13 protein-coding genes are annotated in these 9,725 nt (G+C 59.1%); all 13 read left to right on the forward strand.

Features of this window, described 5'->3' with window-relative positions; translation table 11 throughout:
• Positions 1–10: 10 nt before the first annotated feature.
• The gene (locus tag DWA01_RS11670) at positions 11–1,300 is read left to right on the forward strand and encodes a phage major capsid protein (RefSeq protein WP_114286017.1); all 1,290 of its coding nucleotides are present in this window, start codon (positions 11–13) and stop codon (positions 1,298–1,300) included.
• Positions 1,301–1,378: 78 nt separating this feature from the next.
• Entirely contained in the window at positions 1,379–1,963 is a 585-nt protein-coding gene (locus DWA01_RS11675; protein ID WP_114286018.1) for a hypothetical protein, read from the forward strand.
• Positions 1,964–1,968: 5 nt separating this feature from the next.
• Positions 1,969–2,562: a head-tail connector protein gene (locus DWA01_RS11680; RefSeq protein WP_114286019.1), complete on the forward strand. Its 594-nt coding sequence runs from the start codon at positions 1,969–1,971 to the stop codon at positions 2,560–2,562.
• The gene (locus DWA01_RS11685; RefSeq protein ID WP_114286020.1) at positions 2,562–2,903 is read left to right on the forward strand and encodes a phage head completion protein; all 342 of its coding nucleotides are present in this window, start codon (positions 2,562–2,564) and stop codon (positions 2,901–2,903) included. The genes DWA01_RS11680 and DWA01_RS11685 overlap by 1 nt, the downstream gene beginning before the upstream one ends.
• Positions 2,900–3,337 (forward strand): hypothetical protein, encoded by a 438-nt coding sequence (locus tag DWA01_RS11690; RefSeq protein WP_114286021.1) that lies wholly within the window; start codon positions 2,900–2,902, stop codon positions 3,335–3,337. Before DWA01_RS11685 ends, DWA01_RS11690 begins: the two co-directional genes overlap by 4 nt.
• Positions 3,327–3,743 (forward strand): DUF3168 domain-containing protein, encoded by a 417-nt coding sequence (locus DWA01_RS11695; protein ID WP_114286022.1) that lies wholly within the window; start codon positions 3,327–3,329, stop codon positions 3,741–3,743. The genes DWA01_RS11690 and DWA01_RS11695 overlap by 11 nt, the downstream gene beginning before the upstream one ends.
• 45 nt (positions 3,744–3,788) lie before the next feature.
• Positions 3,789–4,217 (forward strand): phage tail tube protein, encoded by a 429-nt coding sequence (locus DWA01_RS11700; RefSeq protein ID WP_114286023.1) that lies wholly within the window; start codon positions 3,789–3,791, stop codon positions 4,215–4,217.
• Between the two features lie 32 nt (positions 4,218–4,249).
• Positions 4,250–4,600, forward strand: coding sequence for a GTA-gp10 family protein (locus DWA01_RS11705; protein ID WP_160116027.1), 351 nt, complete (start codon positions 4,250–4,252; stop codon positions 4,598–4,600).
• A gap of 193 nt (positions 4,601–4,793) precedes the next feature.
• On the forward strand, positions 4,794–6,623 hold the full coding sequence (locus tag DWA01_RS23130) for a phage tail tape measure C-terminal domain-containing protein (protein ID WP_160116028.1): 1,830 nt from the start codon (positions 4,794–4,796) through the stop codon (positions 6,621–6,623).
• A 2-nt stretch (positions 6,624–6,625) separates the two neighbouring features.
• A complete protein-coding gene (locus tag DWA01_RS11715; RefSeq protein ID WP_235008529.1) occupies positions 6,626–7,213 on the forward strand; it encodes a hypothetical protein in 588 nt (195 codons plus the stop codon).
• Entirely contained in the window at positions 7,213–7,734 is a 522-nt protein-coding gene (locus tag DWA01_RS11720; protein ID WP_114286026.1) for a hypothetical protein, read from the forward strand. Before DWA01_RS11715 ends, DWA01_RS11720 begins: the two co-directional genes overlap by 1 nt.
• The gene (locus DWA01_RS11725; protein WP_114286027.1) at positions 7,722–8,132 is read left to right on the forward strand and encodes a DUF6950 family protein; all 411 of its coding nucleotides are present in this window, start codon (positions 7,722–7,724) and stop codon (positions 8,130–8,132) included. Before DWA01_RS11720 ends, DWA01_RS11725 begins: the two co-directional genes overlap by 13 nt.
• Positions 8,133–8,143: 11 nt before the next feature.
• Positions 8,144–9,725 (forward strand): phage tail protein (locus tag DWA01_RS11730; protein ID WP_419186999.1); only part of this gene is annotated, 1,582 nt, incomplete at its 3' end.

A 9,725-nucleotide genomic window follows, 5' to 3' on the forward strand; every position in this document is an offset into this window, starting at 1 on the left:
GGAAAATGTCATGAGTGTTCTTATCAAAGAGCTCAAAGAAAAACGTGCGCGCATCATTACCAATGCCCGCGCCAAATTCGATGAGATCAAAGACGATACGCCGGCAGCCCGCGCCAAAGAGCTGGAAACAGAATTTGACGCGGCGATGACGGAAGCGGACGCGATCGAGGCGCGTATCGGCCGGTTGGAAAAACTTGAGCAAGCCGAGCAGCGCCTGAACGCGGGCGATCCGCGCCGCCCATTGGGTGAAGACGGCGAGGGCCGCGGCGTCCAGGATCCCGCGCCGATGAATTACCGCGCGGCCTTCCATGCCAATCTCGCCGCCATCGCCGCGGGTGATGCTTGCCCGGCGAATGTCCGGGCCGTGCTGGCTGCGGGTTATTCGACAATGGAGGCCGCCGGTGAGGCTCGCGCACAAATCGCCGGCGTCCAGGCCGCTGGTGGCTACCTTGTGCCCGATGAGATGCATCAGGAACTGATCAAAGTTCTGGCGGCCTGGGGGCCAATGTATGACGACAACATCTGCACAGTGCTTCCGACCACCGGGGGAGGAACCATGCCGCTGCCCAGTGTTGATGATACCGGCGAGGAGGCGGTGCAGAACACAGCAGAAGGCGACCCGATCGCGGACACCGGCACCAAAGATGTCGTGTTCACCAAAACGGATCTCTCAGATTACCTGTATGATACTGAGTGGCTGAAGATCTCCATTCAGCTGCAGACCGGCAGCTATATCGGCGTGGAAGCTCTGATCAATTCTCTGCTGGCAGAGCGCCTTGGCCGTAAGCTCAACCGGGATCTGACAACTGGTGACGGGGCCGGCAAGCCGCTGGGTATCAACGCTGGGTCCGCGCTTGGTTACACCGCAGTCAGCGCATCTGCGATCACCTCTGATGAAATCCTGACCCTGGTGCATTCGGTCGATGCGGCCTATCGCGCCTCGCCCAAAGCCCGGGCGATGTTCAACGACAGCACTCTGCTGGCGCTGCACAAGATGAAAGATGGCCAGGGCAATTACCTGATCCAGGAGGCACCGGACGGTCTGGGGCGTCTGAAGGTCGGGGCTGTGACTGTTCCCTATTCGGTCAACCAGGCGATGCCCTCGATCGCGGCCGCCGTCAGCCCGATCGTCTATGGCGATTTCTCGCGCTACTTCGTGCGCAAAATCGGCGGGATCTCGATCATGTCAATTCAGGACAGCAAGTTCGCACCTGGTATCGGTGTGATGGGCTTCGCACGGATGGGCGGCACGGTCGGGGATGCCAAAGCGATCAAACGCCTGAAGATGGCCGCTGCATAAAGCGGGGTTTGCACAGGGAAATCAGGGGGGCGCGACATTCGCGCCCTCTCTCAAACCCCACTTTTGAAAGGAAAGACCATGGATAAAATCAAAGTCGAGATGGCGGTTCCGCGTTCGGGCCCGAAAGTGAACGATGCCATCGGGGACACGGTCACCGTTGGCATGAATGAGGCCAAGCGCATGTTGCTTGCCGGCCAAATCACTGCGCCTAACGCTAAGGACAAAAAGGCAATCATGGCCGTGGAATTGCCTGAAGAGCGTGAAGCACGCGAACGTGCAGAGCAGGACGCCCTTAAGCGCGCTGAGGCGAATGAAGCCGAGCAAAAAAAGGCAGAAGAGATTGCCGGCGTGACGGTGACGGTTTTGGCTGAGCAGCGGGCCCATGAGATGCTTGCCGAGCGCCGTGATAGTGACATCGATCTGCTGAAATCTCAGATTGGCGAGGCCGAAATCGTTGCCGGCAAGGTCGAGCTCGAGCGTGATGATGCCCTTAAACGGGTGACGGAATTGGAACAGCTTCTGGCTGATGCAACGACCACCGTCAAATCCGCAGAGGCAGAAGTTAAGTCGCTTTCGGACACCAATGCAGGGCTCGTTCAGAATGTCGCTGAGTTGCAGAAGGCTATGGAGGCCGATGCCGGCAAGCCTTTGAGTAAGGGGTAAACGATATGTGGTCTGGTGTTCAGGTTACGACCCCGCCGGCGCCGGCCTCGCTGCCGATCGAGATCGACGTTATGAAGCTGCGCCTGCGTTGCGACGAGGATGAAGAGAACGCGGTGATCACAGATATGATCCGTCAGGCAGTCGATCGGATCGACGGTCCTGACGGCATCGGTGTGGCGATGATGACGCAGACCTGGACCCGGACGCTTGACGCCTTCAGCGCTGAGATCAGGCTTCCCGGTTCGCCCATCCAGTCGGTGTCCGAGATCCGCTATATGGACAGCGCCGGCGATTGGCAGACCCTGGCCTCCGCGACCTACCGTCTGTGCAAAAGCACCCACCCCTGGATCGTGGTGCCGGCACCCGGTGCGCACTTCCCGACCACATTGCGGGGCCGCGCGGTGGTCGAGATCGACTATGTGCTGGGGAATGCACTGGCGGCAGATGTGCCGGCCGATCTGGTGGCTGCTGTCACGCTTCTGGTTGGCCACTATTTTGAGAACCGCGAGGCGGTTGTGACTGGAACAACGGCGACTGAATTGCCAATGGGTGTCGAGCGTATTCTTGCCCGTCATGCCCGGATCGGGGCGGTGGCCTGATGGCGCGCGGTGGCAATTATCGGGACCGGGCGGTGTTTCTTCGGGAAGCGCCCGGAGTGGTCGACAAATATGGAAACGAAGGGGATGCGCCGGCTGAGTTCCTGCGACTCTGGGCGGATCTTCGGGAAACGCCCGGGCGGGAAAAACTGATCGCCGGCCGGCTCGAGGACAAGGTGACGGGGACACTTCGGATCCGCTCCGGTGCGAAAGCCCGATCGATCCTGGCCAGCGATACAGTTTCGGTGCGCGGAGCTACCTGGTCGATTACCGCAGGGCCGGCACAGGTCAGCCGCAAGGGTGATGTTCTGGAATTCCTGATTGAGCGGGGTGGCGCGCTGTGAAAATTGACGCCACAGGCCTGACGCGGCAACTCAAGCGCCTGCCTACCGCAGTGCAGGAAAACGTAAAGCAAGCGGTCTATAAAAGCACTGAAGAGGCCGCGCGGGTTGCAAAAGTGCTTGCTCCCAACACGAGCGGCGATACCAAAGCTGGCATTCGCACCGAGTATAAGTCGGACGGCATGATGGGCACCGTTGTCGTAATCGACAGCAATGCGCCCCGCGCCGAAAAAGACCGGGCCTATTCGATCGAGCATGGCCGCAAGAAGGCTGCCAAAATCGGCAAGGTGAAGGGGCAACGCAAAGAGGTCTGGCGCGGCACGACCGAGGGCTATCGTTTTGTCGGCCGGGCGCGCCAATACATGGGCAAGCGCTGGAGCCGGCGCATCAGGCGCGCGGTCAGAAAGGCCGCAAAGGAGGTGACCGGTGGCGGATGACTATGAGCTGGCGCTGCAGGTCGCGGTTCGCGCGGCGCTGGTTGCTGACCTGACATTAAGCGGCCTGATCGCGGGGCGGATCTATGACGAGCCGCCCGACAACGTTGAATTCCCATTTGTCCGGTTCGGAGATTTTGAACCACAGCCATTTGATACCGGCGACACAGAGGGCGCCGAGATCATCTTCGGGCTTGAGATTCATTCCCGCCCGGAAGCCGGCCGGGTGGAAGCAACGCAGATCGCGGGCGCCTGTCGCCGGGCGCTGCATCGTAAGCAAGACACCATCGCCATTGTGGGGTTTCACCTGCTGGAGCTGCTGTGGCTGACACAGACAGTCGGCCGCAAGCCGGATGGCAAAACTTACCAGGGCACGCTGGCCTTTAAAGCCACCCTGGACAGCCTTTAACGCACCGCTCACGGAGCGGATCAATCAATCGAAAGTGAGGATATTATGGTCAAGACACTTGGGCGCGCATTGCTGTTGAAAGTCGGAGACGGGGGTGGCCCTGAAGTCTTCAGTGCGTTTGGCGCGCTGAATTCAAAAACGTTCTCGATCAACAACACACAGATCGATGTGACAACGCCGGACAATACAACGCCGGAAACCAAGATGTGGTTTGCAAGTCTGCCGGGTGTGGCAAGCGCGGCCTTCAGTGGTGACTGTCTGATCGAGGACCTGGCTGTGTTTAAGCAGTTGGTGGCACTTTCCATGGCGGATGACAACTCGGTCAATCTTGAGGTTGTCGTGCCCGGCATCGGGACTTTTGCCGCCGCCTTCCGGCTGGATACGCTTGAGTTCTCAGGCGAGCAGGAGGGGGCGCAGAAAGGCTCGATGTCGCTTTCCTCAACTGGCGCCGTTGTTTACACGCCTGCTGTCTGATGGGGATCGCAAAGAAAGCGCCCCGTGGCGGCGTGGTTGAAAAGCTCGGTTCTTCCAGGCAGATCCTTTTGCTCCGTAATGAAGAGATCGAGCGGTTTGAAGATCAGCACCGCGGTATCTTTGAAATCTGGGATGGCTTCTTTGGGCGATCGACTTCGCCCAACAGTACAGAAGTCCGTGACCTGGTTGCTCTGGGTCTGGTTGGCGGCGGTATGAAAGACGCGGACGCAGACGCATTGGTTGCGGAACAGGGGCCCGACCAGCTCCTGCATCTGCGCACGTTGGCACAAGGCGTTCTCGGGGTCGCATTCGTGCCGGACGCCCTGGCCGAGTCTGACGATGCCGGTACTGATGAAGATCAAAAAAAAACGGAGACGCCCTGAAGAATTGGGGCGTCCGCACCCTGATCAAACGGGGGGCGACGATCGGATACAAGCCAGCGGAGATCCGGGCAATGATCCCTCGCGACTGGATGCTGGTTGTCGAAGGGCACCGCGAAATGAATGAGGGATCGGAGCCGGGTTCCTCGGCCCCATCGTTAGAAGAATATCACAAGCTTGTTGAGGAGTATGGTTGATGGCCGAAAACGATTTCGAGCGGCTGAACATTATCCTTGCGGCGCGCGATCGGGACTTTGCCAAGGCGATGGATCGCAACGTGCGCCGCATCGAGCGGTTTGCGAAACGGGGGCAGAAAGATCTCTCAAAGGTAACAAGAAAGTTTGATCTGATGGGGACCGCGGCTAAATCGCTTGGTCTCATCCTTGCCGGGGTGTTCACGCTGAATGGCATCCAGAACGCGGTTGATCAGGCCACCGAGATGGCGGTCGAACTGGAGAACCTGTCCCGGCTGGCGGGCGTGAGTGTCGAGACATTTCAGGAGCTGACCTACGCCGCGGGCAAGTTTGGTATCGGCCAGGATAAGATCGCCGATATTCTGAAGGACGTGAATGACAAGGTCGGTGATTTCATGGCCACGGGCGGCGGGCCGCTGCAGGACTTCTTTGAAAACATTGCGCCAAAGGTGGGCATTACTGCCAGTGCGTTTGCGAAGCTGTCGGGTCCGGAAGCGCTGCAGGCCTACGTGAACGGGCTGGAACAAGCGGGTGTCAGCCAGGCCCAGATGACGTTTTACATGGAAGCGCTCGCCAATGACGCAACCATGCTGACTCCGCTCTTTGCCAGCAACGGCGCTGAGATGCGCCGTTTGGCAAGCGATGCTCAGGAACTCGGCATGGTTCTGGACAGTGATATCATCGAGCGTAGTGCTGAAATGCGCCGGCGCTGGGACGATATCATGGGCAAGATGCGCGCCTCATTTAATGGCCTGATATTTGACGTCGTCATGGGGCTGGATGACGTGTTCGGCATTTCGCAGAATGCTCAGTTTAACAAGCTTGCTGAACAATATGACGAACAGGCCCGGGAGTTACAAAATCTGGAAGACAAGCGCGCCAGATTGAAAGACATGAGCATCACGCCCTGGTTGCCCGAAGATACACGCTCAAATATCGATACTGATTTGCGTCGCCAAGTCGCGGACCAGCATGCGCTGATGAACATGACCACTGCGCAGATGGATGAGGTCGAGCGGGTTTTGACGGCTCAAGCACGGTTGCGGGACAAATACACGAATCCGACCACATCTGGTGGCGGGGGTGGTGGCAGCAAATCAGAGACCGATGCGCTGGAGAAAATCATCCAGGCCTATGAGGCTCTGACCGCCTCGCTGGATCCGGCGGCGGCCGCAACGCAAAAATATGCGCAGGCGCGTGAGGCGGTCAACGCGGCGCTGGAGGCCGGGGTGATTTCTGAGGAAGAGGCGGGGCAAACTCTGTCACTGGCCAAAGAGCGCTATGACGCGGTGACGGATTCCGCGCTCGATCTGGCTGGCGTGATGGGCACGGTGAAATCGTCGACGGAAGAGGCGTTCACGTCGATCTTTGATAATACCAAAACCGGCAAGGAGAAGTTTGCAGATTTCGCCAACTCGATCATCTCGGAGCTGATGCAGGTTCTGGTGGTGCAAAGGATGGTGGGCGATTTCGCTTCAAAGACTTCAGCCGGCAACGGCATACTCGGCGCGATCGGAAAGGTTTTTGACATCACGCGCGCGGGCGGTGGATCTGGCCGCGCAGGCCAGCCCATGTTGATCAACGAAGCCACGCCCAATTCCGAAATATACGTCCCCAGCCAGAATGGTGCGGTGCTGAATGTCGCGCAGGCGCAGTCGGCGTTGCGCAGCTCTGTCGCCGGCGGCAGCTCGTCGCTGAGTATGCCACAGACTTTCTATATTTCAGTCGACGGTGGTTCCAACAATCCCGAGCGGATCGTCGCGGCGCTGCGCGGTCCAATGCGTGATGAAATCCAATCAGCCTTAGCACGCTGGAACAGGGTGAGAAAATAATGGTGACAACAGTTCCTGATAGCGTCCGGCTGGCATCCTGGCGTTTTACCTTGAAGACCAACTCACACCGCGCAGCGTCTCCCTATTCCTTCATGCAAACGCCATATGATTTTATGGGTGGGATGTGGACGGCGACGCTCGACATGACCCATATGATTTCCAGCGATGCATCTGCGGTGCTGGCCTGGGTCGCTGGGCTTGACGGTGTGATGGAGTCGTTCACATTGCCGGTTGTGGATTACGCTGGCCCGTTTGGACTGGTGACCGCCAATCCAACTTTTGCGGACGCCGCGCAGGTCAGGGGCAAAACCATTGTTCTCCAGCTTGCTGCCGGCGACAGTGCAGCGGTTGGCGATTATGTGACCATCGCCGGCCATCTTCACATCATTACAACGGCCGAGGCGCCGGACGTCTCAGATCAGCAAAGTATCGGGATCAGCCCGCGTCTTCGCGCAGATGTTGCCGCCGGGGCGGCTGTTGAAATGCTGGCGCCATATGGCACCTGGGCTCTGGCCAAGGGCGATGAGGGCGCTTCCCTTTCTCAGACGGGTGTTCGCAGCCGGTCGCTTTCTTTGAATGAGGCGCTGTAATGGAGGCGGTCGGCAAGCAGCGTGTCGGGCTGTTGGTTCGCGGTCAATTTGACAGCGGTGATTTTGCTATGTTCACCGGCTTGGGAAATGTCACCTATGGCGGTGTAACCTATACCGGCGCGGGGCAGTGCCTGCAGGTCGGCGATACCACTGGGGACACCACCGATGGCAGCTCTGGCCTTGCTGTCACTCTTTCCGGCATCGATGCTGAGATCATTTCACTGGCGGAGCTCGAGGAGTTCCAGCGCCGGCGCGTGACGGTTTATCTGGCGCTCTTTGATGACGAAGGGCAGCTGACGGAGGCTGACGTATTCTTCGACGGTCTGGCCGACGACATGGAAAGCAATGATGATCCGGCCAGCCCGGAGGTCACTCTGGCGTGCGAACAACGGGCGCTCGATCTTAGCCGGCCGCGGCCGTTCCGATACCTGCCCGAAGATCAAAAGAAGCGCTTCGCGGGCGATACGTTTTTTGACCTGGTGCAGACGATCCAGAACCGCGACGACACATGGGCAAAGTAAGGGGCTGGGAGCGCCTGCTGCTGGAGGAGCTGGCGCGCTGGCAAGCGGTTCCGTTCGTATGGGGCGAGAGCGATTGTCTTTCGATGTGTCGGGCCGCTGAGAGGGCTGTGACAGGGCGAAGCAGGTTTTCCACACTACCGCCCTATGACAGCGAATTCGGCGCGCTGTTGGGGCTGAAACGGCTCGGGCATTCAAGCGTTGAAGAATTGGTCTCAGCAGTTCTGCCGGAGGTGCCGGTTCCTGCGTGTCACCGCGGCGACTGGGTGATGCGACACACAGCCGGGCTGGCGCCCGGCGCCTTTGGAGTGGTGGTCGGATGCAACGCCGCTTTTATGTCCGAGATGGGGCTCGTCTATTTGCCCGTGCAAAGCGCGCGCCGGGCGTGGAAAATTGCTTGAAAGTGAAATGCATGAAATCGACACTGAAGTTTGCGCTGTTGGCCTCAACAGCTCTGGTGGCGTTTGCCTCGCCTGCCGATGCCGCTGCCGTTGTGATTGCTTTCGCCGGCACCGTTCTGGGCGGGGCCGCCACCGCATTTGCCACCGGCACTGCACTCGTCTGGAGCACAGTGCTTGGCCAAGCTGCGGTGGCTGGTGTGCTGGCCGGGCTTCAGATGGCCTTTGCGCCCACTGCTTCCGCCAGCACGGGGGCGTCAGAAATCACCCTGAACCGGATCCAACCCGTCACAGAGGGCTTGTTTCTGTATGGCGAACGGATGCTTGGCGGATCTATCATTGCGCGCTCCACATCAACGGCCGATGGCAAAGAGCACAAACGCTATCATTCGGTTATCCCGCTGGCCTGCCATGAGATTGACGGCGCGGTGGAAGCCTGGATCGGCGAAACGCTGGTCTGGACCGCCACACAATACGCAGCGGATGAGGCGGCGGTGCTGCCGGATGCCGATCGATGGGGCCAGATCGACAGCGATTTTAAGGGCAAATTCGTCCTGACCGTTCACAATGGGTCCGACAATCAGGCCGCCGAGGCGCGCTATTACAATGCTGTATCTGAATGGGCGGCAACGGCACAGGGCCGGGGCATCGCTTATGTCTACTTTGAGGCGGACTTTGACGGTGATCTGTTCCCCCAGGGCGTAGAAACCATCACCGTCCGCACCCGGGGAAAGCGGGTTTATGATCCGCGCGACGGGCTGACCAAATACACCACCAACGTGTTTCTGCATGTGCGGGACTACGTGCTGACGCCTGAGATGTTCGGCGGTATTGGTTGGTCTGCAGCTGACATCGATGACGCTGCAATCATTGCAAACGCCAACATCGCAGAAGAACAGATCCCGTTGACCGGAGGCGGGACTGAAGATCGCTATGCGTTTAACGGCGTTCTGAATACTGCAGACAGCCCGAAGAAGAATCTTGACCGTCTGTCAACGGCCTGGACCGGATGGTGGACCGTCGATCGCGGCAAGCTGGTTGTCGGAGGGGCAGCATATGAGCCGCCGGTACACACCATTGATGAGGACTTACTGGTCGCGCCGGTAAAGGTAAAAGCGCGGCGCTCGTTTGAAGATCAGTTCAATATCGTCAAAGCGATCTATGCCGATCCCGATGAGCGCTTCACCCCGACCGATCTGCCGGTACTGGCCAGCGAAACCTACAGGCTTGTGGACAACGGAGAAGAGCTGATCCGGGATCTGGCTGAGCTGCCGGGCGAGACCAGTTTTGCCCGTGGTCAACGTCTGACGAAACAAGTGCTGTTGAAGGGGCGACGCCAGCGATCGGTCGAGCTGTCCTGCAATCTTGGTGCCTGGCCTATCAAGCTGGGCGACAACGTTATGGTCACGATCCCGCGCCGGGGCTGGGCTTCCAAGGTATTTGAAGTCACCGGCCGCAGCGTTGCCATCCGCCCCGGCGATGTTCGCGTGAGCCTGTCACTGATTGAAAACGGCCCGGATATATTTAACTGGCTGACCAGCGAGGAAACCCCAAAACCCGCCGGCGGTGTATCCACACTGCCATCACCGACCACCA

This window comes from Candidatus Halocynthiibacter alkanivorans, assembly GCF_003333265.1.
Taxonomy (GTDB): domain Bacteria; phylum Pseudomonadota; class Alphaproteobacteria; order Rhodobacterales; family Rhodobacteraceae; genus Halocyntiibacter_A; species Halocyntiibacter_A alkanivorans.

Bases quoted from the DNA above. Each gene is read 5' to 3' on its own strand.
- DWA01_RS11670 (WP_114286017.1), top strand. From the start codon at position 11: ATGAGTGTTCTTATCAAAGAGCTCAAAGAAAAACGTGCGCGCATCATT.
- DWA01_RS11675 (WP_114286018.1), top strand. From the start codon at position 1,379: ATGGATAAAATCAAAGTCGAGATGGCGGTTCCGCGTTCGGGCCCGAAA.
- DWA01_RS11680 (WP_114286019.1), top strand. From the start codon at position 1,969: ATGTGGTCTGGTGTTCAGGTTACGACCCCGCCGGCGCCGGCCTCGCTG.
- DWA01_RS11685 (WP_114286020.1), top strand. From the start codon at position 2,562: ATGGCGCGCGGTGGCAATTATCGGGACCGGGCGGTGTTTCTTCGGGAA.
- DWA01_RS11700 (WP_114286023.1), top strand. From the start codon at position 3,789: ATGGTCAAGACACTTGGGCGCGCATTGCTGTTGAAAGTCGGAGACGGG.
- DWA01_RS23130 (WP_160116028.1), top strand. From the start codon at position 4,794: ATGGCCGAAAACGATTTCGAGCGGCTGAACATTATCCTTGCGGCGCGC.
- DWA01_RS11720 (WP_114286026.1), top strand. From the start codon at position 7,213: ATGGAGGCGGTCGGCAAGCAGCGTGTCGGGCTGTTGGTTCGCGGTCAA.
- DWA01_RS11725 (WP_114286027.1), top strand. From the start codon at position 7,722: ATGGGCAAAGTAAGGGGCTGGGAGCGCCTGCTGCTGGAGGAGCTGGCG.